Below are 24,749 nucleotides of genomic sequence, written 5' to 3'. Positions count from 1 at the left end.
TCTACATCATCATCAACATCGCCCTGAGCCGGCTGGCGATCTGGCTGGAGCGCCGCAACGCACGGCGCGGCCGCGTCTCGGCCGGCCCCTGCGGGCCGGCCGCGCCCGGCGTCGGTCCCCGTTCTCACTTCAGGGACGCCCTCACCCCGGGGAGCCCGCGACCGCCCGGGCGTAGCGCTCGGACAGCGCGCGCAGCAGCGGCACCAGTTCGGCGGGGGACTCCACGGTGAAGTCCATGCCGAGCATGCCCGCGTACACGGCGACCGTGTCCAGGCTGTCGGCGCCGGTGACCAGCACCGAGATCCCCCCGTCCACCGGTTCGACCACCCCCACCGCCGGGTTGATGCGCTCCAGCACCCGCTCCGCCGACGCGTGGACCCGCAGCCGCGCGTGCACCTTCCACCCCTGCGACGCGATCGTCCGCATCGCGAACGCCGTGTGGTCGCCGCCGGGAGGCGGCACCGGGTCGAAGCGCCGCCCGGTCGGCGTCCGCGGCTCCATCCGGTCGACCCGGTAGGTCGACCACGCCCCGTCGCGCGGGTCGCGGGCGACCAGGTGCCAGCGGCGCTGCCAGGCCAGCAGCCGGTACGGCTCCACCAGCCGGGGGTCGCCCCCGTAGTCGAACCGCAGCCACTCGCCGTCGCGGACGGCGCGCGCCACCGCCCGCAGCACCCCCGGGTCGACCTCCGGGTCGGGCGCGTCGGTGGCGGTGTTCTCCGGGGCGTGCTCGATCGCCCCGTGCAGCGCGTCGACCGTCGGGCGCAGCCGCGACGGCAGCACCTGTTCGAGTTTGGCGAGCGCCCGGCCGCCCGACTCGGCGACCCCCGAGACGCCCGCCGCCGCACGGAGGCCGACGGCCACGGCGACCGCCTCCTCGTCGTCGAGCAGCAGCGGGGGCATCCGGCCGCCCGGTCCGAGCCGGTACCCGCCCGCCGGGCCGCGGGACGCCTCCACCGGGTAGCCGAGACCGCGCAGCCGGTCGACGTCCTTGCGGACGGTGCGGCCGCTGACCCCGAGCCGCTCGGCGAGTTCGGGGCCGGACCGGTCGGGCCGCGACTGCAACAGGGACAGCAGGGCCAGGAGCCTGGCCGCCGTGTCGGACATCCGGTACCCCCGGGGATTTTTTCACAGGCCGTATGTTCAAAGAGGAACAGAACGTTCCTGATGGGACCGTAGCGTCGGAGACATGGAGAACACCAGCGCTTCCGCCGCCACCGACATCCGACCCTTCACCGTCGCGGTCACCGACGCCGAACTCGCCGACCTGCACGAGCGGCTCGCCCGCACCCGGCTGCCCCAGCCCTCCCCGGCCGACGACTGGGAGGCCGGGACCCCCAACGCCTACCTGCGCGAGGCCGTCACCGCCTGGCGGAACTTCGACTGGCGCGCCGCCGAGGCGCGCATCAACGCCGTCCCGCACTTCACCACCGGTATCGACGGCCAGGACATCCACTTCGTCCACGTCCGCTCACCGCACGCCGGCGCCACACCCCTGCTGCTCGCGCACACCTACCCCGGCTCCTCCGTCGACTACCTCGACCTCATCGACGCCCTCACCGACCCCGTCGCCCACGGCGGCCGCGCCGAGGACGCCTTCCACCTGGTCATCCCGGACGCGCCCGGCTACGGCTTCTCCCAGCCGCTCGCCTCCGGGGGATGGACCACCGCCCGCGTCGCCGCCGCCTACGACACCCTGATGCGCCGGCTCGGCTACGAGCGCTACGGCGTGCACGGCTCCGACAACGGCGCGATGGTCGCCCGGGAGCTGGGACTGCTGGAGCCCGACGGGTTCCTGGGCCTGCACGTGCTGCAGCTCTTCTCGTTCCCCTCGGGCGACCCCGCCGAGTTCGAGCGCATGGAGCCGCGGGACCACGCCGGCCTGGAGCACATGCGGTGGTTCCAGTCGGTGGGCGGCTACAACACGATGAACGCCTCGCGGCCGCAGACCGTCGCGGTCGGCCTCAGCGACTCGCCGGTGGGCCTGCTCGCCTACAGCGAGCTGTTCAACTCCTTCGGCAACGGCACCTCGCTGGTGCCGCTGGAGAAGATCCTCCTGGAGGTGAGCGTGAACTGGTTCGCCAACGCCGCCTCCGGGATGGGCCGCTCCTACTTCGAGAACGCGCGGGCCCAGGACGGGCCGCGCGTGAACAGGGCGCCCACGGGCGTCGCGGTCTTCGCCGACGACTTCCAGACCATCCGGGTCCTCGCCGAGCGCGACAACTCCGCCATCGTGCACTGGAGCCGGTTCGACAGGGGCGGCCACTTCGCCGCCCTGGAGGTGCCCGACGTCCTCGCCGCCGACATCCGCGCCTTCTTCGCCGCGCTCCGCACCCCCTGAACCCCGGCCACGGGTCAGAGGTCGGGCCGCACCCACCGGCGCAGCGCGTCGAGTGTGGTGTCCGGCGAGGTGTTGAAGCAGAACACCACGCCCGGGACGAGGGAGGTGATCAGGTTGACCACCCGCTCGAACAGCAGCGTGTGCTCCGGGGCCATGCGCAGCCCCGCGCCGATCATCACGACGCGGACGGGCCGGCCGTCCAGGCACGCGCGGAGCGCGGCCTCGGCCTCGTCGGGGTCGGCGGTGACCTGGCAGGTGACGACGTCGAACCCGGCGTCGCGCACGGCCCTGTCGCCCTCGGCGATCCTGGCCCGCAGCATCTCCTCGGTGACACCCGGGTACCGGTCGAAGTCGACCGTGCTCGGGTGCAGACCCACCGACAGGACGGCTTCGCTCACCGTGTTCCCCTTCCGTGCCCCGCACGCCGTCGCCCGCGCACCGCGCGGGGACGACCGGCCCCGGACGGGGCGCGGCTGTAGCGTAGCCGCCGCGGCCCCGTGTTCCAAGGGGGGTGACCGCGGCGTGCGCACACCGCCGCCGCGGCCCGCGGCACCCGGACCGCGCGGGGACCGCGGGCCCTCGGCCGGGGGACCGCGCACTCCGGCGGAGACCGCCCGGCGCCGGGCCGGTGGGCGGGGACCGGCCCGCGCCGATACGCCGCGCGGCACCGGCCGGGCCCGCCCGCACCTCCGTGCCGCGCGGAGGGGGAACCCGGTCAGGGAACGGTGCGCATCCGCCGGAGCCAGTCGGCGACCAGCGCCGCGACGAGCGCCGACCGGTCCAGGTGCACGTTGTGCCCGGCGGCGTCGAGCACGGCGAACGCCGCACGCGGGTAGTGCTCCACCCGCGCCCACGCGTCGCGGTAGCCGACCACCTGGTCCTGGCGGCCGGTGACGAACAGGGACGGCCGTGTGAACGGCTCCGGCGCCTCCTCCTCGGGCTCCCGGTCCAGGGCGTAGCGCCGGGCGATGCGCTCCAGCGCCGCCCCGTCGGCGGAGCGCAGCCCGGGGAGGGCGTGCTCGGCGAACGCCCGCGCGTTGTCGGCCGACTGCACCACCGCCATCTCGGCGTACTCCCCGCCCGCCCCGCCCAGGCCCGCGACCGCCGCCGGGTCCTCCACGAGCACGGTGCGCGCGGGCACGTCCCGTTCCGCGTGGTCGGCGACGAACACCGCGGCCAGCACCGCCAGGCCCAGGACCCGCGGCCGCAGGTCGTGGGCGACCCGGCGGGCGACCATGCCGCCGAAGGAGTTGCCCACGAGCGCGAACGGCTCCGAGCCCAGCCGCCGCCCGATCTCATCCTCCACGGCGGCGACCACGTCCTCGGTGCCCGCGGCCGCCCCGGCCGGCGTGCCGGCGGTCCCGGGCAGGTCGACGTACAGCCGCCGCCACCCGCCCTGCGCCTCGAAGACCGGGTCCAGGGGGAGCAGGAGCCGGTGGTCGACCCCGAAACCGTGCAGCAGGACGACCGGCGTGCCCGATCCGCGTTCGATGACGTGCATGCGCCGAGGCTAGCGCCCGGCCCGGGCGGCGCGGCCGCGACGGTACCGGGCATGATGGGGGCGGCGACACGGCGGACGGAGGCGGCGGATGCCGGAGCAGCGGATCGGGCGGGCCGTGCGGAGCCTGGGCGGGCTCGCGCTCGGGGACGCCTTCGGCGACCGGTACTTCCTCCCGCCGGACGAGGCGGAGCAGGCGGTCGGCCGGCGGCGGTGGCCGGCCGAGCCCGTCTGGCCCTGGACCGACGACACCGCCATGGCGCTCTCCGTGCTCGCCGTGCTCATCGGGCACGGGCGGATCGACCAGGACGCCCTCGCCGCGGACTTCGCCGCCCGGTACGACCCGGGCCGCGGCTACGGGCCGTCGATGAACCGGCTGCTGCGCCGGATCGCCGACGGGGAGCCGTGGCGCCCGGCCGCCGCCGGGCAGTTCGGCGGTGAAGGCTCCCACGGCAACGGCGCCGCCATGCGGGTGGCCCCGCTGGGCGCCTACTTCGCCGACGACCTCGACCGCGTCGCCGAGGAGGCGGCCCTGTCCGCCACGGTGACCCACACCCACCCCGAGGCCGTCGCCGGCGCGGTCGCGGTGGCCCTGGCCGCCGCCCTGGCGGCGCGCCACCGCGAAGACCCCGCGCCCGACCGCGCGGATTTCCTCCGCGCGGTCGCCGGACGGCTCGAACCCTCCCGGGTGCGCTCGGGCCTGGAGCGGGCGGCCCGGCTGGCGCCGGGCACCGCGCCCGAGCACGCGGCCGCGATGCTGGGCAACGGCACCCTCATGTCGGCCCAGGACACCGTGCCGTTCGCGCTCTGGGCGGCCGCGGGCCATCCGGACGACCTGGCCGAGGCGCTCTGGACGACGGTGGCGGGCCTGGGCGACCGGGACACCACCTGCGCGATCGCCGGGGGCGTCGTGGCGGCCCGCACCGGTGCGGCCGGTGCGCCGGAGCCGTGGTGGGCGAGCCGCGAGCCCCTTCCGGCCTGGGCCGCCGCCCTCGAGGACGCCGGCGCCTGACGGCCTGCGCTCAGTCCCAGCGGACGCGGTACTCCCGCTCCGTGGTCAGGTCGCTTTCCAGCAGGGCGAGCCCGTGCGGCTCCCTCTTGCCGATCGGCCGGAAGGAGACCGGCGGTCCACCGGCGTCCGGCCCGGGAGCCCGCAGGCGCCCAGGGCCGGGCCCGGGGCGCCTGCGGGGGTCAGACGCCCAGGGCGTCGAACAGGTGCAGCCAGACCTCGCTGCGCGTGGGGAACGCGGGGACCGCGTGCCGCAGCCTGCGCACCGGCACCTCCCCGACGATCGCGATCGTCGCCGCCTGGAGCATGTCGGCCACGCCCGTCCCCGTGATGGTGGCGCCCACCAGCACCTCCGCGTCCTCGTCGACGAGGAACCGGGCCGTGCCCCGGGTGGCGCCGGTGAACGCCCCGCCCGCGTTCCCGTCCGTCGGCACGTCGACCACGCGCACCCGCAGCCCCGCCTCCCGCGCGCTGGCCGCCGTGTGCCCCACCGAGGCCACCTGCGGCTCGGTGAAGACCACCCGCGGCGCGCCGGGGCCGTCCGCCAGGTGCTCCACCACGATGTCGGAGCCCAGGACGTCGGAGGCCGCGACCGCCGCCTGGTACTTGGCCATGTGCGTGAACAGGGCGCGCCCGTTGAGGTCGCCGATCACGTAGAGCCACTCCAGGCCGGGCACCCGCATCCGTTCGTCGACCTTGACGAACCCCTCGGTCTCGACGCCGACCTCCGCCAGCCCCAGCCCGGCGCTCTGGGGCACCCGGCCGGCGGCCACCAGCACCTCGTCGGCGTGCAGCTCCGCGCCGTCGTCCAGGACCACGGTCACCCGCTCGCCCTCGCGGCGCACGGACACCGCCCGCCGCCCCGTGCGCAGGTCCACGCCCTGCTCCACCAGGGACGCGCCGACCTGCTCGCCGACGAACGCCTCCTCGCGGGGCAGCAGCCCCCGGTTCCCGGCCACCAGGGTCACCGCGGCGCCCAGCGACCGGTAGGCCTGGCTCATCTCGGTGCCCACGACCCCGCCGCCGATCACGACCAGCGACCCCGGGACCTCCCGGGCGGTCGTGGCCTCCCGGTTGGTCCAGGGCCGGGCGTCGGCGAGCCCGTCGATCGGCGGCAGCGCCGCCCGGGTGCCCCCGGCCAGGATCACCGCGCGCCGGGCCCGCAGCACCGTGTCGCCGACCGCGACCCGCCGGTCGCCGACCAGCCGCCCCCGCCCGCGGAACAGCGTGATCCCGTGCTCCTCCAGCCACGGCAGCTGGCCGTCGTCGCGCAGTCCGCCGTCCTCTCCGCGCCCGCCGATGATCTCGTCGCGGCGGCGCAGCACGGCGCCGACGTCCACCGGCCCGGTCACCGCGGCCGCGGCCCCCGGCACCCGGCGGGCCTCGATCAGCAGCTCGCCCGGGCGCAGCAGGGCCTTCGACGGCATGCAGGCGTAGTACGAGCACTCCCCGCCGACCTTGTCGGCCTCCACGATCGCGACGCTCAGCCCGGCGTCGGCGAGTCTTCCCGCGGCGACCTCGCCACCGGGCCCGGCCCCTACCACCACCGCGTCGAATTCGGTCTCGTCCATGCCCGCCCCGTCCGTGTCCGCCGTCGTCCTGTGCGCCGGTCGCTCCACCCTCTCACCACCGGGCCGCCGCCCGGGAGGTGCGCGGCCGATTTCCGCGCCGGCGGCGGTCCGCCCCTGGCCCGGCCCCGCCCCCGCCCCGGAGCAGGGCCGGGGCCGGGACCGGTCGGCGTCAGCGGCCCTCGGGGGTGAGGGTCCGCGTCCAGAGGGAGTCCCCGTTGGCGTCCCGCAGGAAGACGGTGAGCTCCTTGCTCCCGCGGTCGATCTCGATCTCGCCGAAGTGCTGGTAGCCGTCGAGCGGCGAGGTGTTCGCCACGGGCGGGGCGTGCTGGAACACCACCTCGGGCCCGAAGGTGGGGTCGAGCGCGTTGGGCCCGAACGCGCCGGCGTGCAGTGGCCCGGACACGAACTCCCAGAACGGGGTGAACTCGCGGCTGCTCGCGCGGTCGGGGGAGTAGTGGTGCGCGGCGGTGTAGTGGACGTCGGCCGTCACCCACACCACGTTCCGCGCGCCCCGGCGGTGCAGGCCGTGCAGCACCCCGTCGAGTTCGGCCTCGCGCCCGCGCGGTTCGCCGGGCAGGCCGTTGGCCACCGCCTCGATGCCCTCGCCGTCGCGCACGATCACGCCGAGCGGCATGTCGGAGGCGATCACCTTCCAGGTCGCGGTGGACGCCGAGACCTCCTCGACCAGCCAGCGCGCCTGGGCGGCCCCGAGGACGCGCTCGAAGGCGGCCGTCCCCGCCGAGTTGGCGTCCCGGTAGGGGCGCATGTCGATGACGAAGACGTCCAGGTCGGGGCCGTAGGACAGCTTGCGGTGGATCCTGCCGTCCACCGCCTCGGCCGGGACGATGGGCATCCACTCGTGGAAGGCCCGGTGGGCCCGCCGGGCCAGGAGGTCGACGTCGGTCTCGGTGTAGCGGGGGTCGTCCAGGATCTCGCCCGGGTACCAGTTGTTGACGACCTCGTGGTCGTCCCACTGCACGATCTGCGGGACCCGGGCGGCGAAGTCGCGCAGGGCCCCGTCGAGCAGGTTGTAGGCGTACTGGCCGCGGAACTGGGCCAGCGTCTGCGCGACCGCCGCCTTCTCCTCGGTGACCACGTTGCGCCACGTGCGCCCGTCGGGCAGCACGACGCTCTCCTGGAGCGGGCCGTCGGCGTAGACCGCGTCGCCCAGGTGGAGGAAGAAGTCCGGGTCGCGGTCGGCCATGGAGGCGAAGATCGGCATGCCGCCGATGTCGGGGTTGATGCCCCAGCCCTGGCCCGCGACGTCTCCGGAGAACACGAAGCGGATCGTGTCGCCCCCGCCGCCCCCGGGGGTGCGGAAGCCGCCTTCGAGGACCTCGCTGGAGTACCGCCCGTTCTCGGCGTGCACCCGCAGGTACACCTCCCGGCCCGGGGGGAGGCCGGTGATGCGGACCCGCCCCGTGCCGTCGGCGGCCGGGGTGAGCCGCGGCCCGCGGACCGTGCGCGCGTCGCGGAAGTCGGGCCGGGTGGCGACCTCGACCACCATCCGCGCGGGGCGGTCGGACCGCGTCCAGACCACGGCCCCGTCGGCGCGGGGGTCGCCGAGCTGGATGCCGTGCGTCAGCACCGGGCGGTTCCGGCCCTGGGCGAGGGCGGGCGCGGCCCCGCCCCCGGCCAGGAGCGCGCTCGCGGTGCCCGCGGCGCCCAGGCGGAGGGCGGACCGGCGCGAGAGGTGGGTGCGTACCATGGAGGCTCCTCGTTGTGGGGGAGTGGTCACCCACGGTTTCTATCCGGAACTTCCGTCCCCCGCCTGAACGAGAGCCGACACGCGGACGAATACGGCCCCGGGCGACCGCCCCGGGCCCGCGACCGCCAGCGGCCCGCAGGAGTTCGGAGGGCGGCTGGAGGCGCTACGCGAGCAGCACCGTGTTCCACACGGCGAAACCCGCCGCCACGGGCAGGAAGACCGACAGGAAGGTCGCCAGGACGACACGTACGGGCGGTCCGGCCCGGTCCCTCCAGCGCTGGAACATCGCCGCCAGGCCCAGGCACAACGCTGACAAAGCGGCGCCGACGGTGCCGATGAGATAAGCGCCCGCCCAGCCGCCCTCGGTGATGTACATGTAGCAGCCGAACGCGATACCGCCGATCCCCAACGTGAAAAGGCAGGCCGCGACGGCCAGGCGTCCCGCGCGGACGGACCGCGACGCCTGTACCGCCGGGGCCCGCAGGGTCGGGGTGTGCGGCGCGGGCGGTCCCGAGAGCGGCGGTACCGCGATCGTGGGCACGATGGTGTCGAGGAGGGCCGCGAGGCCGTCGATCGTCGGCCGGTCTTCGGGGCGCTTGGCGAGTAGGGAGGTGATGAGCGCGGCCAGTGCGGGGGCCGCCCGCCGCGGCGGGGGAGGGTCGTGCAGCACCACGGCGGCCATGGTGGCGGTGGCGGTCTCCCGGTGGAACGGGGAGACGCCTTCGACGGCTCTGTACAGGGTCGCGCCCAGGGAGAAGAGATCGGCGGAGATGTGCTCCCCGGCACCGTTGAGGCGCTCGGGGGCCATGTACTCGACGGAGCCGATCACCCCTCCGGTGGCGGTGAGGCGGGTGTCGGCCTCGTGCACGGAGATGCCGAAGTCGGCGAGCAGGACCTGTCCGTTCTCGGCGAGCATCACGTTCGCCGGTTTCAGGTCCCGGTGCACGATCCCGGCGGCCTCCGCGGCTCTGAGTGCCTCCAGCAGCGCCGAGGCCACCCGGGCGACCATCGCGGAGGGCAGCGCCCCCTCCTCGCGTAGGCGTTCCTCGAGCGAGCGCCCCCGGACCAGGCGCATCACGATCCACGGGACCCCGTCCTCGACGATCACGTCGTGGACCGCGACGACGTGCGGGTGGTCGCGCAGGCGGGCGGCGTTGCGGGCCTCGCGGGTGGCTCGGGCCACCTGTTCCCGGTGCTCCGCTGTTCCCGACCGCTGTGGCAGCAGGATCTCCTTGACCGCGACCTCGACCCCGAGGGCCTCGTCATGGGCCCTCCACACCCGCCCGAAGCCGCCGGACCCGAGCTGTTCGACCAGCCGGTACCGCCCGCCCACCGTCCGCTCCGGTGTCGCTCCTGCTTTCACGGCCCGGTCTCTCCCGTCGGCTCGCAACCCGCGATGATCCGGCCAAGAGCCTACGCAGCCGCCTTTCCGGGGGCAATGCGGAACCGTCCGCCCCACGGGCCGCCGCGGTCCGCAGCCGTCGGCGGCCTGTTCTCCCATAGTGCTGAGCGCGGGTGGCGCCGGGCGCCCTCGGTACAGCCGACGGGGCCGATCACATCACACCCCGGCTCAGGGGGTCTCGGCCTGGCCCCGGTCGCGGCCTCTCCGCGCGGCTTCGGGCCCCGGAACCACACCGGTCGGCTCCGTGCCCCGGTATGGCATAATCCGTTGTCCTCTGTTCGGCCCCGTGAGAGCATCGGGCCCCCATGGTCCGCCCCCTTTCCTCCACGTTCCTCCGTGGCAGGGGAAGGACCCGGGCCGCTCTCCCGTCCACGGCTCCGAGCGATCCCTCGACATCAGCGAATGGCAGGTCCGTTTGATGCGCACGACAGGGCCGGGGGAGGCCCGACTCGAGGACGCGGACAACGTCCTGGTCGTCCCCGCCGCGTCGCGGGACGACGACCCGGCCGGGAACTTCTTCGGGACCGTGATCACGCCGGAGGACCTCGCCTCCGGGGCGTTCGACCCCGCGCGAAAGACCGTCTACCTGTACGGCGACGTGTCCGCCGCCGGCGCCGACCGGCTGCGGGAGGCGGACCGTGTGTTCGCCGTCCGGGACCCGGAGCGCGGTCGCCACGGGGACGCCGACGGGCCCTGGACCACCGTCGGCCCCGGCCGGGTCCCCGTCCGCGTGCACGGCGCCGGCGTGTACTACCGCCGCTTCTTCGACCCGGGCGCCGACCACTTCGGGCGGATCCGCGCGGAGCACGCGTTCCAGTCCCTGACGGAGTCCACCAAGCCGGGGACGGCCCACCGCAGCGGGATCTACCTGACACCCGTCACCGGGAGCGGCGACGAACTGCACTTCCGCCTGCTCCGGTGCTCCACGAACCTGTCGGGGCCGACCGAGGACTTCGGGCCGACCGACACGGCCGTCGTCGGGGCCCTGAACCGCGAGGCCGCCGCCGTCTTCCGGGGCCACGCGCCGCTCAACCACGTCCTCGCGCAGATCTACCACAACACCGCCGCCGCGGCCGGGCGCAAGCAGTCCAAGGCCAGGATCTCCTCCCACGCCGACAAGACCAAGGACATGCCCGTCAACGGGATCATGGCCTTCTGCACCTTCTACGACGGGCTCGACGGGTTGCGGCCCCTGGCCGGGGACGCCTTCGACCGCGGGGTGAAGACCACCAGCGGGCTGACGCGGCTCCGCTTCCGCCTCAAGGAGCCGGCCGCGGAACACGGCGGGGACGCGCTCCCGCCGCAGTTCACGCTGACCCTGTATCCCGGCTCCGTGTTCTTCATGCCGCTGTCCACCAACCGCCTGTACACGCACGAGATCCGGCCCTCGTCCCTGGACGCCGCCCTGCTCCCGACCCGCCTGGGGTACGTGGTGCGCTGTTCGGACACCGAGGCCGTCCACAGGGACGGCCGCACGTTCCTCAAGGCGCCCGGAGGCCCGGTGGCGCTGGAGCCGCCCACCCCGGAGGGCATGGACGAGCTGCGCAGGCTGTACGCCGAGGAGAACAGGACCTCGTCCTTCATCGACTACGGCGACCGGTTCCGCTTCAGTATGAACACGGGAGACTACCTTGCCCCCCGAATCCACGATCTCGGATGAGGTCGTCTCCTGCGCCCTTCCGGCGGGGGAGGACCTCTTCACCGAGCTGTCCGCGTCGGTCCGCTGGGAGGACCTGGGGAAGGGCCGGCGGGGCGCCGTGCTCGCCAGGGTCGACGAGGCGGGCGGGGTGCCCCTGGTGCGCACCACCACCCGGTACGGCCTCCCGGCGCAGCGCTTCCGGGAGGTGCACGAACGGCTGGCGCGACGGGTCCGCGAACGCGCGGCGGTCCCCGTCGGCTTCGACAACGCCCTCGTCGAGAGCTACACGAACGCCTACAGGACCATGGGCGCCCACTCCGACCAGGCCCTCGACCTGGCCGAGGGGTCGTTCATCGCCGTTCTCTCCTGCTACCGGGACCCCGGGGCGGGGCCGCTGAGGAAACTGGTCTTCGAGTCCAAGGGGGGCGGTGCCGAGAGGTTCGAGGTCCCCCTCGTCCACAACGGGATCGTCGCCTTCTCCGTCGCGTCGAACCGGCGCCTCAAGCACAGGATCGTGCTGGACGCGTCCGGCGGGACCGGGGACGGGGACGCCGAGTGGCTGGGGGTGACCTTCCGGACGTCGAAGACCCGCGTCCGCTTCCGCGACGGACACGCGTACCTCCCGCAGGGGGTCCGCCTCACGCCGGCCGACGAGGAGCAGAGGGTCGAGTTCTACCGGATGCGCCGCCGCGAGAACAACGAAACGGACTTCACCTACCCCCCGCTGGCGTACACCGTCAGCGAGAGCGACCTGATGCCGCCCGTGTGACCCCGGGCGCCCGGCCGGGAGGCCCCCGGCCGCATCCGGGTCTCCGGGGGAGCGCATCGACTCGGCCGGGAGGCCCCGGCCCGCGGCGGATCGCGCCCCGGGGGACGGCTGCGGGCACGTGCGGGGCCGCGTCCACCGTCCGCCGCCACCCGGCGGGCGCCCCGGACGCGGCGGCCGGACGGCTCCCGCGGCCCGCCCGGCACCGGCGGCCTCCGCCCCCGGTACCGGGCCGGGCCCTCACCCGGCGGGGGCGGCGGAGCGGTCCCGCCGTACGGCGAGGGCCACCGCGCCCATGACGGTCAGCAGGACCGCGAGGGCGCCCCACACCATCGGCTGCGTGACGAGCATGTCGCCGCCCTCGGCCCCGGGCGTCCGCCCGCCGTCGCGGCCGGTGACGGTGACCAGGAGGAGCACCACCACCCCGGCGGCCGTGACGACCCGTCCGGCGAGCCGGAGCAGGGGGCCGGGGCGGCGCAGGTCCTTCACCGCGAGCCGCTCCTCCCGGCGCAGCGGCGCCAGCAGGCGGGCCAGCAGCAGGAGGGCCACGGGCAGCTGGAGCGCCCACACGGCGGTGCGGAACCAGCCGTCGAACCACACGTTGGTGCCGTACAGCAGGGTGTGCCACACACTGAGGGCGTACACCACGATGACGAACCGGTGGAGCACCCGCCACAGCCGGGTCCCGGTCCAGGAGCGCACGTAGAACGACAGCCCCAGCGGGACCGCCAGGTAGAGGGCGATGAGGCCGAGCAGGATCGCGACACGGCCGGTGCCCGAGTCGTACCCGCCCGGGACGAACACGTCCACGAACGCCGACCAGAGCAGGGCGGCGGTCCCCAGGCCGTCGGCGTTCTCCCGCAGGAGTTCGAGGAAGAAGGCCAGGGCGTGCGCGAACATCAGCCCGATGGTGGTGATGGACGTGACCCGGTGCCACCGTTCGATCCGGGCGTGCGAGACCACCGTCCACCGCCCCGGCGCGGTCGCGCGCAGCAGCCCGAGCATGACGGTGATCCACGCCCACAGCAGCCCCGACCAGCCGAAGGCCTGGCACAGCCAGTAGAGCAGGTAGCGGTCGGCGTCGGCGAGGTACGGCATCACGGCGAGGGTCTGGGAGGTCCCCTCGACGATGCGGTGCCGCAGGAGGGCGAAGACGGCGGCGGTGACCGCCAGGGCGACCGACGCGTCCAGGAGGAGGTGGCGCAGGTCGGTGCGCAGGGTGCGGACGTCCACGCGCGCGGGGGCCGCGGCGGCGGTCGGGGACGGCCCGGGGGAGGAGGGCGAGGGCATGGGGGTTCCTTGTTCCGATCGGCGGGTGACCATCAGAACACCTTCCGTGCCGGTTGCCCAGACCCCTACGGGCGCGCGAACGGCCGCCGTGCGGGAAGGCGCGGGGCGGAGGCGCCGTGCCCGGGACCGGCGCGCCGCCGTGGGGCCGGTCGGCCCCCCGCGGTGCCCGTCGGCGCCGCCTTCGAGGGGCTCACCGCCGTCCACCGGCGGAACGTCCCGGCTCCGCGCCGCACGGGGCGCAATGTCCCCGTGGGAGTGCACACTCGGTGCCATGGCGACCGATCCCGTACTCCACAGCGTCCGCGACTACTACTGGGGCTGCATCTACTGCGAAGGCCCCGGGGAGTACACGGGCGACTACGGGCACCTCACCGGTGGCGGCCCCTTCTTCGCCGTGGAGGACCAGGTCACCATCGAGGTCGTCAACAGCCGCATGGTGGAGCCCGAGGACGCCGACGTCGAGCTGAACGTCCACGTCCGCACCGCTCCCGTGGCCTCGGCCGACCACGCGTCGGTCATCGTCCTGCGCTCCGGGGTGCTCTCGATCGGGGACGCCGACCACTTCGACGAGATCCCCCTGCGCCCCGGGCGCTGGCTGGTGCAGGTCGACCTGGACTCCCGAGGGCCGGACGGCGCCCGGTGGGTGAACGTCCACCTCTCTCCTGAGGACGCCCCGTAGGAGCGCGGCCCCACCGCCCGGCCGGGCGCCCGCCTGTGCACGGGCGCCCGCGGCTCGGCCCGCTCGCCCACGGCACCCCGCGGACCGCTTCGCGGGGCACGGGACCCGACCGCGGCGTCCGTCGAACGGGAGATCCCGGGGACACGCGCGCACATCAGGGCCGGTGAGGTCACAGACTGGTAACGTCTGACCTCCGTTGCCACGTGTGACGACCGGGTCGGCGAGGCCCGGGCGCAGCCGGACGTGCACGGTACCGGCGCGCCACCCGAGGGCGGAGCCGCCCGAACACCGGTCGTCGATGTCCGTGACCCGAGGGAGAGACCATGACCGCGGAAACGCAGGAACCCGACCTCATCGATGTCATCATCTCCGACCACCGCCGGGTCGAGCAGATCTTCACCGAGCTGGAGAACTCCTCTTCCCCCCAGGTGCGCAAGCAGCTGACCGAACACGTGATCACCGAGCTGGTGAGGCACTCCGTCGCCGAGGAACAGCACATGTACCCGGCGGCGCGCCGGGTACTGGAGGACGGCGACCGGCTCGTCGACCACGAGCTCCGGGAGCACGCCGAGGCCGAACAGGTGATGAAGGACCTGGAGGGCCTGGAGGCCGACGATCCCGAGTTCCAGCGGCTGCTGGACGAGCTGATCGCGGACATCCGCCACCACATCGACGAGGAGGAGAAGGACCTGCTGCCGCGGCTGCGCGCCGCGTGCACCCGGGAGGAGCTGCGCGACCTGGGGGCCAAGGTGGTCAAGGCCAAGGAGTGGGCGCCCACGCGCCCCCATCCCAGCGCCCCGGACACCCCGCCCGCCAACCGGATCCTGGCCCCGGGAGCCGGGCTCATCGACCGTATGCGCGACGCGCTCTCGGGCCGCCGTTCCTGAACACCCGCCGACACCCGTCGCGCGGTCCGGGCGCGGGCCGCCGCGGGCCCGCCCCGCCCGCGCGGCCGGACGCCGGAACCGCCGCTCCCGGGCGCGTCCGCGGGGGCGGCTCCTTCCCTTACCCTTGTCGGGTCGTCCCGGGGCCTCGGCCGCCGCCCGTGCCGGCGGCGCGGGCCGGGCGACGGCCCCCACCACGTCCCCGAACCCCTCCGGAACCCCCGACCAGAATGAGCGAAGTGCCCCCCACCCCCTCCGCACCGGCACGGCGGCCGCGTCCGCTGGGCCGCGACTTCTCCCTGCTCTGGGGGGCCTCCGGCAGCGCGAACCTCGCGGACGGGCTCGTCCGGGTCGCGCTGCCCCTGGTCGCGGTCGAGCTGACCCGGTCCCCGGCACTGGTCGCCGGGGTCTCGGTCACCACCACCCTGGCCTGGCTCGTCACGGGCCTCCCCGCCGGAGCGCTCGGCGACCGGCTGGACCGGCGGACCATCGCCCTGTGCGCCGCCGCCCTGCGGACGGTCCTGCTGGGAGCGGTCGGCGTCCTCCTGCTCACCGACCACCTCACCCTGGCGGTGCTGTTCGCCGCGGCCTTCCTCCTCGGGGTCGGCGAGGCCTTCTTCGACACCTCCACCCCGGCCATGGTCCCCGGGGTGGTGCCCCGGGAGGAGCTCTCCCGCGCGCACGGCCGCCGGCACGCCGTGTCCCTGGCCGGGAACGAGCTGGTCGGACCGGCCGCGGGCGGAACCCTGTTCGCGCTCTCCAAGGCCGCGCCGCTGCTGGTGTCCACGGCGTGCCACGCCCTGTCCGCGCTCCTGCTCTGGCGCGTGCGCGTCGGTCCCCGCAGGCCGCCGGGACCGGCGGGTGAGCGCACCGCCCTGTTCACCGAGATACGGCAGGGGCTGGTCCTGCTGGTCCGCAGCCGCCGCATCGCCGTCGTCGCGCTCTGGGGCGGGGTGGCGAATTTCGCGGGGAGCCTCACCTTCGCCGTGCTCGCCCTGTACCTGGTCGCGCCCGGACCGGTGGGGCTGGACACCTGGGGCTTCGGCCTGCTCATGGCGTCGTTGGGGGTCGGCGGCCTGGTCGGGGCCTCGCTCACGGGCCGGCTGGCGGCGCGTGTGGGCGAGCTCCGCCTCCTCACGCTCTCCTGCGCGTTCATGGCCGTGGACAGCGTCGTGCTCGTCCTGACCACCCAGGTCTGGGCGATCTCCGCCGGCCTGATGGCGGGGTCGGCCTCCGCCGCGGTCTTCGGCGTCATGGCGATCACGGCCCTGCAACGCGCGACCCCCGACAGCCACCTGTCGCGGGTGTCGGCGGGCAACCAGCTGGTGATGACGGGGGGCACCGCGCTGGGCGGGATGGCCGCGGGCGCCCTGGGGGAGCTGACCGGCGACCTGCGGTTCGGGTTCGCCGCGGCGGCGGTGCTCCTGCTGCTGTCGACCCTGATGCGCGCCGCGATGCCCGCCTCCGAGGAGCCCCCGGAGGGCGGCGCCACCGGCACGGGCGGCTGACCGCCGAGGGGCCTTCCGCGCTCCGGGGTAGGGCGGCCCTCCGGCGGCGGATCAGGGTGCCCCTCGCACCGCCGCGCGCATCCGGCGCGGTTCAGTACAGGGCCGAGCCGTCGAACCGCTGCACTCCGATCACCGCGAGCAGTTCGAGTTTCTCGCGCGCGTCCGTGCCCTCGGTCGGGAAGAAGGCGCGCATCCTGATGTCGTTCTCGGTCGTGAGAACGTCTTCGCAGGTCAACTGCAACGCGCCCACGTTCGGCACGAGGAACGTCTTCCGGTCGAACCGCCGCACGCCGACGTCGTGCGCCTCCCACAGCGCCCGGAACTCGTCGCTCGCCCCGCCGAGCAGCCGGACGAGCTCCCGCACGTCGTGGTCACCGCCGCGGCGCGAGGCCGTGCCGCGCAGCCCGGCGACGTGCGCGGCCGAATGCAGCGGCCACTCCTCCTCGGGGAAGCGGGCCCGGGTGCCCGGTTCGGTGAACCACCGCCACGTGATGCTGGCGCGCACCCCGTCGGCCGGGGCCGCCGGCCCGGTGAGCGCCGTCGCCAGCGGGTTCTGCCAGAGCACGACCTCCAGGTCGGTGGCGATCACGACGGGGATGTCCGTGAGCCGATCGGCGATGCGCATCAGCCCCGGGCTGATGAAGCGCCCCGGCCGCCGCGCCGGCGGCGCCATCCCCGCCAGCCGGTAGAGGTAGTCGCGCTCGTCGAGGTCCAATCGGAGGGCCCGCGCGAGTGAGGCGATGATCGCCTCCGACGGGTTGGGGCCGCGGCCCTGCTCGATGCGCGAGTAGTAGTCGGCCGACATGCCGGCGGCCTGCGCCACCTCCTCCCGGCGCAGCCCGGGGGTGCGCCGCCGCACGCCCTCGGGCATCCCGAGGTCCGTCGGCCGCAGCGATTCGCGCCGACGCCGGAGGAAGGTGGCAAGGCCCTGTCGATCCGTCACCCCTCCAGTATCCGCGGTCGTGCCGCGGCCATCCAGGGACAGATGATCCGTGGACGAACCGTGCCTTCACCCCGGTGAGGCGAGAACGCACAGTGGATGCCGTCCACATCGACGGAACGGATCCCCATGGCGACATCCACGCCCCCTTCCACGCCTACGACAGGAGCAGAGATGACAGGTCGGCAGCACCCCATCGGCACCGGATTCACCCCGGCCTCGACGGCCGGGGAGGTGGCCGCCGGCATCGACCTGACCGGCCGGAACGTGATCGTGACGGGCGGCCACAACGGCCTCGGCCGGGAGGCGGTGCGCGTGCTCGGCGAGGCGGGCGCGTCGATCACCGTGGCCGCACGCGACCCCCGCCGGGCCGCGGAGTCGCTGCGGGGTGTCGAGCGCGTGGAGACGGCGCGGCTCGACCTGCTCGACCCCGCGTCGGTCGACGCGTTCGTCGCGGCCTACCTCGCCTCGGGCCGTGCGCTGCACATCCTGATCAACAACGCCGGCATCATGGCGGGCCCCCTCGTGCGCGACGCGCGGGGGTACGAGTCGCAGTTCGCGACGAACCACCTCGGCCACTTCCAGCTGACCACGGGACTGCTGCCCGCGCTGCGGGCGGCGGGCGGCGCCCGCGTCGTCAACATGACCTCGGGCGCGCACCGCCTCACGGGCGTCCGTTTCGACGATCCGCACTTCACCCGGGGCGACTACGACCCCCACATCGCCTACGGCCAGTCGAAGACGGCGAACGTGCTCACCGCGGTCGAGCTGGACCGCCGCTGGGCCGCCGACGGCATCCGCGGTTACGCCGTGCACCCGGGGATCATCCTGGGCACGTCGCTGGGCGCCTACCGTCCCGAGGGCGCCCCGGTCCCGGACGGGCTGCCCGAGGAGGTGCTGCGGGCCCAGGGGCTGATCGACGCCGACGGCGTACGGGTCAACGACCCCGAACGCGGACTCAAGAACATCGAGCAGGGCGCGAGCACGATGGTGTTCGCGGCGACGAGCCCCCTCCTCGCCTCCCTCGGCGGGGTCTACCTGAAGGACAACGACGTCTCGGCGGTCGACCCCGCCCCGGCGGACCCGCACTTCGACGGGCCGCCGCCCACCGACGTCGCCCCCCACGCCATCGACCCCGAGGCGGCGCTCCGGCTGTGGGGGCTCAGCGAGCGCCTGCTCGCCTGAGCGCGCGCCCGTACCGGGGCGGGGGCGGACGGGGAGGGAGCGTCCCTCCCCGCCCGGGCCTTGCGCCGGCGGCGCCGAGCACGAGTCCGCGGCTTCAGGAGGCCTTAGGAGGCCTTGCCGCGGACGATGTAGACGTTCATGCCGGTGAAGTCGAGGGTGATGTTGTAGGGCTTGAAAAAGGCGTGGGCGAACCAGCCCGTCGAGTCGATCCCGGTCCCGTAGGGCCAGGGCACGTTGACCGGCATGTCCGGGTTCGTCTCGCAGTAGACCTCCTCGGCGACGGCGTCGCCGAGGCGGATCTCCGCCGGGTAGCAGGGGTAGGTGACGGCCGGGTGGCCCTGGGCGCCGGTCTCGATCGGGCGGTCGCGGTCGGTGCGGACCCCCAGCTCCCGGGCCACGTCCCCGGGCATGCCCGCGACGGCCTCGCCGCGCCCGCCGAGGTTCACGCCCACCACGCGCGTGCCGGAGCCGGCGATACTCCCCTGGCTGTGCACGTAGTGGTCCCGGGCCAGCCACAGCGGCAGGGGCTCGGCGCCGGCCCGGGCCGCGGCGGCGCGCACCTCCTCGGCGGCTTCGGGGGTCGGGCGGCGCAGGATCAGCTCCCGGCCCCTGTAGTCGAAGGTGGTCAGCAGGTGGTAGAAGACCCAGGTGCCGATCATGCCGTCGTTGGCCGCGGGGGGCTCGCCGCCGGCCGGCTCCGACTCCGACCAGGCCACGGGCACGCCGCGCAGTTCGATGCCGCCCAGCCCGAAGGAGTCCAGCACCCCGTAGTACGACCACACGGTGCGGCCCTCGAACTCGCTCTTCTCCTGGTACACCGGGCGCACCCCGGCCTCCTCGGCGGCCCTCGCGGACAGGCCCAGCCAGGAGGCGCCGGTGTAGAACGTGAAGCGCTTCGGCGGTCCGCCGTTGAGCGAGGCCTCGATCTGCGGCTCCGGGTCCATCTGTGTCCACGGCACCCGGCCGACGTCGCCGTGGATCCGGTACGCGTCGTCGGGGACCGCCGCGAACCATTCGGCCATGGCGGTCTCGCCGGCCGCCCGCCAGCGCGGCACGGAGAGGGAGAACGCGTCCTGCCTGATGTGGCAGTCGGCCAGGAGCTCGTTGGTCTGCCTGTCCCCGGGGTCCAGGCGCAGGGCGGTCGTGAGGTACTCCTCCGCCTCGGGGAACCTGTTGCCCAGCAGCCCGATGTACCCGCGCTGCCGTGCGGCGTGCAGGTTCGCGGGGTCCCTCCTCAGGATCTCCTCGTACGCGCGGGCGGCCCGCTCGAACCTCCCGGCCCTGAACAGCGCGTCCGCGTCACCGCCGCCGCCCTGGGCCCCGGCCGCCGTCGTGCCCAGCAGCGGTGCGGCCGCGGCGGCGCCGGCCACCACGGCCGCCCCCCGGAGCAGTGAGCGCCGGTCCCATCCTCTGGCCTCGGCCACGGTCTTCTCCCTGTCGTGATCGCCCTCCGGGGCCGGGAACCGGGCCCCCGGCGCGGACCGCTGTGGTCCGTGCCTCCAGCCAAGACCGCGGGGCGTTGCGGCGGCGTATCCGTTTTCCGATACGCCCCCGGTACACCCGTCCCGGCATCCTCGACAGGTCCGGCGGACCGGCGGACCGGCACCGGGGAGACCGGCGCGCGGCGCGGTGGGAGGGGCCCGCCGCCGGCGGCCGCGGCGCTCCGGCACGCCGGACCCGGGGCACGGGGCCCGGGGACACAGGAGCACTGGGGATGAAGGCCCCGGCTCAGGGCAGGACCGGCTCCAGGCGGTGGGGGCACACGTCGGCGAAGCCGGTCCGGGGACCCTGCGGGTCGGGGGCCGCGCCGTCCCGGCCGCGGGTTCCGCCGCCGGTCCGGGTATCGGACATCACGGGCTCGGGCGGGACGGGGGGCGGCTCCGCCGAGGTGCACAGGGGGCCGCGGGCGTCCGGGCAGGGGCCGAAGCGGATCCAGGCCAGCTCCCGCGCCCGGCGCCGGTCGAGGACGAGCAGGCTGCGCACGCCCGGAGCGAAGGCCGCCGGCCCGCGCCGGGTGGCCGCCCGCAGCCGCCGCCAGCGCCGCGAATGCGCCCGGTGGCTGCGCTCGGTCACCCGCCGCCCCCGCGCGTCCTGCCCGGCCCGGGCCTCCCGCGGAGTGGCGTCGATCATCACCACGTGCAGCTCGTACCGGCGGAGCCGGCAGAGCAGGGCGAGCAGCACGCGGACCGGGCGCCGGGTCCCGCACTCGTGCAGGACCACCGGGCCGCCGCGTAGCGCCGCGGCCGTCCGGACCAGGTGCAGTACGTGCACCGTCCAGCGCCACAGCGGGTAGGGGATCCGGCTGAGCAGGGGGCCCAGCCGGTGCCGCGACTGGAGCGAGTCGATCACCCGCACGCCCTCCGCGGTGAGCACGGTGCGCTCCTGATCCTCGCGGAGCCCGAACAGCCGCCGCAGCAGGGTGCTCTTCCCGGCCCCGGGCACCCCGGTGACCAGGACCAGGGACCGCCTGGGGTAGACCACGCCGCGCACCGCCGGGTCGTTCACCGGGGCACCTACCGCGCCAGCCCTTGGAACATCTTCGACAGCTCCCCCAAGCCGACCTCGCGCCGGTGGTGCGCGGCTCCGCAGCGGCCGCGCCACCCATGCTTCGACGCTACCGGGCGTCGGCGCCTCTGGAAAACGCCGAGCCCTCCATCCGGCCGATGTCACACGGCCGGTCGGTCCTCGGATCGGAGGTCCCCTGGTCCGGCTTGCCCGTCACTGGATGTTGATGCGGTGGGGATGGTCGTTCGAGCGAGGGCAGCAGTAGATGCTCAAGGAGTCACCCCGTCCCAGGACCAGGTCGTCCAGTCCGCCCTCCTCCATACTGCCGACCTATAGGAGGTGCGTCAGTTCTGCGCCGCAGACGCACTCCATGCGGAACGGACTGCTCGAACCCCAGAATCCGTACCCCCCGACCTTCATTCCGCCGTGTGATGACATGAGGTCCGTGTACACATTCCACGGGATCGCCGTGGCGTCGGGCGGTACGGCGTTCTCCCAGCCTTTTTCCGTGCCGTTCTCGTCGATGAGGTGGAATGGCTCTTCGGGCAGCTCGAAGAACACCTCACCGTCCTCGGGAGGGGAGCTGAAAGTGAAATGGCCCTGGGTGCAGGTGGGCCACGGTTCCTCCACCGGCCACAGCAGCGGCCTGCCGACGGAGCTGTCGTGTACTCCTGGGTTCCCCGCGCGGGGGTGGAGCAGTAGCGCGGGGCGACCGTGAGCACGCAGCGCGGGGAAGGCGGCCAGAATCCGGTCACGGCCGTTCCGGGGTGGGGATGCGGTCATCGTCGACCTCGTGAGGGGAGTGATGGTGTCGCTCGACGTTGACCCTGTTCGAGGACAGTCCATGTCGGAGAGAGCCAGGGCGTTGGTGGGCGCGCGGAGCCGCCTGGGACGAGCGTAGGCCAAGTGCTCGGGAGGTGGAGGTGCCTCGCCTGGGACCTTGCACTGGGAGCACACCAGGAGCGAGCATTGGCTCAGAATGCCGCGAGGATCTCTGGCAAGGCCCTCATGTGACCCGATTGACCTGCGATTTTGTGGTACATCCAGCAGGATTCGAACCTGCGGCCATAGGGTGAGAAGTCAGCTGGCCTGGTGTCGCTACGTAACGTTTCGTGTCACCTCATCCGATCCGCTGTGCGTTCCGGTGCCATGTCGTGCCGTCTGGTACCGTTCTGGTCTAAAACCGCGGAGTGCCAACGGAGCGCACACAGGCCATCGCTGGTGTCCGATGGCATCTCGCAAGGTTCTCGCTGCGCTCGCCGCTGTTCAGGTTTTTTTGCAGAGCGTTGTTCAGTTCTTGGGGAATCTACGCTCCTGCTTTATGTCTCTGGTTTAGACATCCCTCAGTAGCAAGGGGCGGTTCGAGTAGGGCACAATTGGCTGCATGCTAGCTAGGCTGATGCGTGTTATGCCGACCGTGGCCGCCTTAGGGTCCGTGCTCCTAGTGTGGAGTGCGTTAGGGGCGACATTATGGCTGGGCGGAGGGCCGGTTAGCCGTTCGGGTTGGGAAGCTGCTGGATGGGTCGCTGGCGTTGTGGCGGCCTTAGCATTGCCAGTGGGCGTGATCATTTGGGCGGTCCGGCGCTCTTCCTGGGTTGCCGAGGTGCCGACTGCAGGAGACCTTGATCAGATCAAGGATAGATTAGCCAGTCACTTGAAGCAGCAATGGGAGCGCGAGGCTAAAATTCGCCTGCTGTATGACCCAGTTCCTATGCCGGTGCGATGGCGAACCACCAGGAATCCAAAAATCATGGATCGGGCTATCAATCTTTTGAGAGAAAGAGCGATTCCCTTCGAGGGGGCCAGTGGCGAAATTGATGATTTGGTTGACTGGTTTCGTTCCCTGTCCCGCCAGCGTCTCGCTATCCTTGGCGGCCCGGGGAGTGGCAAAACAATTCTAGCAATGCAGATTCTATTGCGCCTGCTGGCAGATTGGTCTAAGGAAAGAGGGGAGGCGGTGCCTGTGTTGGTTTCTGTGGCGGGTTGGGATGTCCGTAAGCATCCGACCTTGTCCTCCTGGCTAACCTATCGTCTGGACCAAGATATTCCCTTCCTGAGGACTTCTTCTTGGGGGGTGAAAACTGCCCATCACTTAGTCGTGCGCAGTGCAATTTTGCCGATTCTCGACGGGTTTGATGAGCTTCCATTGGAATCACGTCCAGCAGTGGTTGCTGCACTGAACAGATCCTTGGGGGATGGTCCACTAATCCTGACAAGTCGTTACAATGAGTTCGCGGCATCGGTGTCTGAGGCAGCTGATGTGCTTGCCTTGACTGCTGTCGTAACGCCTCAAGGGTTAGCCCCGGCCGACGTTGCAAAATACCTGGATAAGTGTCTGAGAACACCTCATCAGAGACAGAAATGGGAGCCGGTTCTGGCTCATCTTCGCAACTCATATCCTTCAGGTGGACCCCCTTCTCCACTCCTCCGGGTCGCCACCACCCCTCTAGGCCTATGGCTAATCCGCTCCGTTTACCTCGACAGCGGTGCGGATCCCGCGCCGCTCCTCGACGGTGAACTCTTCCCTAGTAGAGAGGTACTTGAGGAAGCTCTTCTTGGTCGGATTGTGGAAGCCTTGATTGCAAAACACCGAGAATGGAAGGATGACAATGGAAGGATATATCTTCCATTTTTGGATCGCGAGGGATATGATTCAGATAAAGTGCGCGATCGACTGGCGTATCTCGCCTTCATGCTTAGCTGCCCCTCGGCTGATGGGGAAATTCTGGACACGCATGATCTAGCCTGGTGGGAATTGGGTAAACGCGCTTTTTCTGAGAGGTGGACGTGGTGTGATCGGGTGTATTTTCGAGTTTTTCTAGGGGGATTGCTGGGCCTTTTCGGGTTTTTCTTTGGATTGATCTCTTTCGCTTTCATTGGAGGGCTGCATTCTGGTTTTCGTGGTGCAATTGAGGGAGGTCTCGTTGGTGGCATTATTCTTGGTTCTGCGAATTCCCTGTTGAATACTGTGGGTTACAGGGAGTATCTGACTTGGTCGGCTATGGGGCCCGGGTATGCCAACCTAGAGTTCACTGGTCGGCTCCGAGACTTGATCCAGAACCTCATTCGTAGTATGGTTCGTGCCGCTGCTGTGGCATTCTTTTTTTGCGGCTCTCTACTGGGGTTCGCGGCATGGCAAGAGCGAGGTATTGAATCTGGAGTTGTGGTGGGGATTTTTGGCGGCCTAATTGCTGTTGTTTGCATGGTTCCCACGCTCGGTTTCGTGGGTGGGATATTTGATTGGGTGCAGCAACCTTCTCTTGAAGGGAAACTTGATTCTCCAGTCTCTTCTTGGCGTGGGGATCGATCCCTCAACCTTACGCGAGGAATGGTGTGGAGTGCAATAACGGGGTTTGGGGGAGGTGTGGTGGTCGGATTGTTTTACGATCCATGGTTGGGTTTGGTTGCCGGGATTTTTTTCTCGCACATTTTTGGGGTGAGGCTCGTGCTTAGGGGAAATGGTCATGCCTCCTGGCCGTCCTATCTCGTTGCTACTTATTACCTTGCCTGGAAAAAGTGTCTGCCCAGGCGTCTTATGGCTTTCCTGGATGATGTTCACCGTGTTGGCCTTTTGCGTACTGTCGGTCCGATTTACCAGTTCCGTCATGCCCGATTGCAGGAGTACCTTGCGCAGCTTCATCGGGTCGAAGAGGTAAGTCGTGGTCGGTTGAACTAACTCTGGCTCTGCCGCCCAAGTGCTGGGTCAAGGGGCGTAATTCACGATTTTGATGCGGGGAAGGTCATTATTTGTGGCGATAGATTCTCGCGGCACTTGTTCGGTTGAGGACAACGTGTTCCTTGTTCGAGATGGCTGAACCTCAGATCCG

19 protein-coding genes and 2 pseudogenes are annotated in these 24,749 nt (G+C 72.4%); 10 read left to right on the top strand and 11 right to left on the bottom strand.

The window, feature by feature from the left end:
• A pseudogene (locus ABZ249_RS31215) lies at positions 1 to 230 on the top strand (hypothetical protein); the annotation flags it as partial.
• On the opposite strand, the gene ABZ249_RS31210 reads toward ABZ249_RS31215, so the two are convergent.
• Positions 142 to 1,104 carry a WYL domain-containing protein gene (locus ABZ249_RS31210; protein ID WP_355269905.1) on the bottom strand — a complete coding sequence of 321 codons (963 nt, stop codon included), beginning with the start codon at positions 1,102 to 1,104 and terminating at the stop codon, positions 142 to 144. The pseudogene ABZ249_RS31215 and the gene ABZ249_RS31210 overlap by 89 nt on opposite strands.
• 82 nt (positions 1,105 to 1,186) lie before the next feature.
• Here ABZ249_RS31210 and ABZ249_RS31205 point away from each other — a divergent pair, with 82 nt between their 5' ends.
• Positions 1,187 to 2,338: an epoxide hydrolase family protein gene (locus ABZ249_RS31205; RefSeq protein ID WP_355269903.1), complete on the top strand. Its 1,152-nt coding sequence runs from the start codon at positions 1,187 to 1,189 to the stop codon at positions 2,336 to 2,338.
• Between the two features lie 14 nt (positions 2,339 to 2,352).
• On the opposite strand, the gene ABZ249_RS31200 is transcribed toward ABZ249_RS31205, so the two are convergent.
• Positions 2,353 to 2,736 (bottom strand): hypothetical protein, encoded by a 384-nt coding sequence (locus tag ABZ249_RS31200; RefSeq protein ID WP_355269901.1) that lies wholly within the window; start codon positions 2,734 to 2,736, stop codon positions 2,353 to 2,355.
• A gap of 317 nt (positions 2,737 to 3,053) precedes the next feature.
• Positions 3,054 to 3,839: an alpha/beta hydrolase gene (locus tag ABZ249_RS31195; protein ID WP_355269899.1), complete on the bottom strand. Its 786-nt coding sequence runs from the start codon at positions 3,837 to 3,839 to the stop codon at positions 3,054 to 3,056.
• 88 nt (positions 3,840 to 3,927) lie between these two features.
• Here ABZ249_RS31195 and ABZ249_RS31190 point away from each other — a divergent pair, with 88 nt between their 5' ends.
• Positions 3,928 to 4,848 (top strand): ADP-ribosylglycohydrolase family protein, encoded by a 921-nt coding sequence (locus ABZ249_RS31190; RefSeq protein WP_355269897.1) that lies wholly within the window; start codon positions 3,928 to 3,930, stop codon positions 4,846 to 4,848.
• A 179-nt stretch (positions 4,849 to 5,027) separates the two neighbouring features.
• On the opposite strand, the gene ABZ249_RS31185 is transcribed toward ABZ249_RS31190, so the two are convergent.
• The 3 genes from ABZ249_RS31185 to ABZ249_RS31175 all read right to left on the bottom strand — a co-directional run bounded on the left by ABZ249_RS31185 (position 5,028) and on the right by ABZ249_RS31175 (position 9,487).
• A complete protein-coding gene (locus ABZ249_RS31185) occupies positions 5,028 to 6,416 on the bottom strand; it encodes an NAD(P)/FAD-dependent oxidoreductase (RefSeq protein ID WP_355269895.1) in 1,389 nt (462 codons plus the stop codon).
• Between the two features lie 169 nt (positions 6,417 to 6,585).
• Positions 6,586 to 8,124 carry an alkaline phosphatase D family protein gene (locus ABZ249_RS31180; protein ID WP_355269893.1) on the bottom strand — a complete coding sequence of 513 codons (1,539 nt, stop codon included), beginning with the start codon at positions 8,122 to 8,124 and terminating at the stop codon, positions 6,586 to 6,588.
• Between the two features lie 163 nt (positions 8,125 to 8,287).
• Positions 8,288 to 9,487 carry a serine/threonine-protein kinase gene (locus tag ABZ249_RS31175; protein ID WP_355269891.1) on the bottom strand — a complete coding sequence of 400 codons (1,200 nt, stop codon included), beginning with the start codon at positions 9,485 to 9,487 and terminating at the stop codon, positions 8,288 to 8,290.
• A 457-nt stretch (positions 9,488 to 9,944) separates the two neighbouring features.
• Between ABZ249_RS31175 and ABZ249_RS31170 the strand changes: the two genes are divergently transcribed.
• Together ABZ249_RS31170 and ABZ249_RS31165 are read left to right on the top strand one after the other, a co-directional pair.
• Positions 9,945 to 11,186, top strand: coding sequence for a hypothetical protein (locus ABZ249_RS31170; RefSeq protein WP_355269889.1), 1,242 nt, complete (start codon positions 9,945 to 9,947; stop codon positions 11,184 to 11,186).
• Positions 11,158 to 11,934 carry a hypothetical protein gene (locus ABZ249_RS31165; RefSeq protein ID WP_355269887.1) on the top strand — a complete coding sequence of 259 codons (777 nt, stop codon included), beginning with the start codon at positions 11,158 to 11,160 and terminating at the stop codon, positions 11,932 to 11,934. Before ABZ249_RS31170 ends, ABZ249_RS31165 begins: the two co-directional genes overlap by 29 nt.
• A gap of 237 nt (positions 11,935 to 12,171) precedes the next feature.
• Here ABZ249_RS31165 and ABZ249_RS31160 read toward each other — a convergent pair whose 3' ends face one another.
• The gene (locus tag ABZ249_RS31160; protein ID WP_355269885.1) at positions 12,172 to 13,221 is read right to left on the bottom strand and encodes a ferric reductase-like transmembrane domain-containing protein; all 1,050 of its coding nucleotides are present in this window, start codon (positions 13,219 to 13,221) and stop codon (positions 12,172 to 12,174) included.
• A gap of 271 nt (positions 13,222 to 13,492) precedes the next feature.
• Between ABZ249_RS31160 and ABZ249_RS31155 the strand changes: the two genes are divergently transcribed.
• The 3 genes from ABZ249_RS31155 (at position 13,493) to ABZ249_RS31145 (ending at position 16,292) form a co-directional block, all read left to right on the top strand.
• Positions 13,493 to 13,900 carry a hypothetical protein gene (locus ABZ249_RS31155; RefSeq protein ID WP_355269883.1) on the top strand — a complete coding sequence of 136 codons (408 nt, stop codon included), beginning with the start codon at positions 13,493 to 13,495 and terminating at the stop codon, positions 13,898 to 13,900.
• 323 nt (positions 13,901 to 14,223) lie between these two features.
• Positions 14,224 to 14,787: a hemerythrin domain-containing protein gene (locus ABZ249_RS31150; RefSeq protein ID WP_355269881.1), complete on the top strand. Its 564-nt coding sequence runs from the start codon at positions 14,224 to 14,226 to the stop codon at positions 14,785 to 14,787.
• 236 nt (positions 14,788 to 15,023) lie between these two features.
• Positions 15,024 to 16,292, top strand: a complete 1,269-nt coding sequence (locus ABZ249_RS31145) for an MFS transporter (RefSeq protein ID WP_355269879.1) — start codon at positions 15,024 to 15,026, stop codon at positions 16,290 to 16,292.
• Between the two features lie 91 nt (positions 16,293 to 16,383).
• Here the strand turns inward: ABZ249_RS31145 and ABZ249_RS31140 are convergent, their stop codons facing one another.
• Positions 16,384 to 17,235, bottom strand: coding sequence for a helix-turn-helix transcriptional regulator (locus ABZ249_RS31140; protein WP_355269878.1), 852 nt, complete (start codon positions 17,233 to 17,235; stop codon positions 16,384 to 16,386).
• A gap of 171 nt (positions 17,236 to 17,406) precedes the next feature.
• Between ABZ249_RS31140 and ABZ249_RS31135 the strand changes: the two genes are divergently transcribed.
• Positions 17,407 to 18,417, top strand: coding sequence for an SDR family NAD(P)-dependent oxidoreductase (locus ABZ249_RS31135; RefSeq protein WP_355269876.1), 1,011 nt, complete (start codon positions 17,407 to 17,409; stop codon positions 18,415 to 18,417).
• Between the two features lie 104 nt (positions 18,418 to 18,521).
• Here ABZ249_RS31135 and ABZ249_RS31130 read toward each other — a convergent pair whose 3' ends face one another.
• From ABZ249_RS31130 to ABZ249_RS31120, 3 genes and pseudogenes are all read right to left on the bottom strand, one after another.
• Entirely contained in the window at positions 18,522 to 19,841 is a 1,320-nt protein-coding gene (locus ABZ249_RS31130) for a tetratricopeptide repeat protein (RefSeq protein ID WP_355269874.1), read from the bottom strand.
• 304 nt (positions 19,842 to 20,145) lie between these two features.
• Positions 20,146 to 20,930, bottom strand: a pseudogene (locus tag ABZ249_RS31125) (AAA family ATPase).
• 322 nt (positions 20,931 to 21,252) lie between these two features.
• The gene (locus tag ABZ249_RS31120) at positions 21,253 to 21,483 is read right to left on the bottom strand and encodes a hypothetical protein (protein ID WP_355269872.1); all 231 of its coding nucleotides are present in this window, start codon (positions 21,481 to 21,483) and stop codon (positions 21,253 to 21,255) included.
• 1,042 nt (positions 21,484 to 22,525) lie between these two features.
• On the opposite strand from ABZ249_RS31120, the gene ABZ249_RS31115 reads away from it, so the two are divergent.
• A complete protein-coding gene (locus ABZ249_RS31115; protein ID WP_355269870.1) occupies positions 22,526 to 24,598 on the top strand; it encodes a hypothetical protein in 2,073 nt (690 codons plus the stop codon).
• The last annotated feature ends 151 nt before the right edge of the window (positions 24,599 to 24,749 follow it).

Origin of the sequence: Nocardiopsis sp. NPDC006139 (assembly GCF_040614155.1) — a bacterium.
Taxonomy (GTDB): Bacteria; Actinomycetota; Actinomycetes; order Streptosporangiales; family Streptosporangiaceae; genus Nocardiopsis; species Nocardiopsis changdeensis.
Note: the sequence above shows the minus strand (reverse complement) of the source record. Positions and strands in the feature narration are given on the sequence as shown.

Excerpts from the sequence above, each read along its gene's own strand:
- ABZ249_RS31210 (WP_355269905.1), bottom strand. The coding sequence starts at position 1,104 with ATGTCCGACACGGCGGCCAGGCTCCTGGCCCTGCTGTCCCTGTTGCAG.
- ABZ249_RS31205 (WP_355269903.1), top strand. The coding sequence starts at position 1,187 with ATGGAGAACACCAGCGCTTCCGCCGCCACCGACATCCGACCCTTCACC.
- ABZ249_RS31195 (WP_355269899.1), bottom strand. The coding sequence starts at position 3,839 with ATGCACGTCATCGAACGCGGATCGGGCACGCCGGTCGTCCTGCTGCAC.
- ABZ249_RS31190 (WP_355269897.1), top strand. The coding sequence starts at position 3,928 with ATGCCGGAGCAGCGGATCGGGCGGGCCGTGCGGAGCCTGGGCGGGCTC.
- ABZ249_RS31185 (WP_355269895.1), bottom strand. The coding sequence starts at position 6,416 with ATGGACGAGACCGAATTCGACGCGGTGGTGGTAGGGGCCGGGCCCGGT.
- ABZ249_RS31180 (WP_355269893.1), bottom strand. The coding sequence starts at position 8,124 with ATGGTACGCACCCACCTCTCGCGCCGGTCCGCCCTCCGCCTGGGCGCC.
- ABZ249_RS31170 (WP_355269889.1), top strand. The coding sequence starts at position 9,945 with ATGCGCACGACAGGGCCGGGGGAGGCCCGACTCGAGGACGCGGACAAC.
- ABZ249_RS31160 (WP_355269885.1), bottom strand. The coding sequence starts at position 13,221 with ATGCCCTCGCCCTCCTCCCCCGGGCCGTCCCCGACCGCCGCCGCGGCC.
- ABZ249_RS31155 (WP_355269883.1), top strand. The coding sequence starts at position 13,493 with ATGGCGACCGATCCCGTACTCCACAGCGTCCGCGACTACTACTGGGGC.
- ABZ249_RS31150 (WP_355269881.1), top strand. The coding sequence starts at position 14,224 with ATGACCGCGGAAACGCAGGAACCCGACCTCATCGATGTCATCATCTCC.
- ABZ249_RS31135 (WP_355269876.1), top strand. The coding sequence starts at position 17,407 with ATGACAGGTCGGCAGCACCCCATCGGCACCGGATTCACCCCGGCCTCG.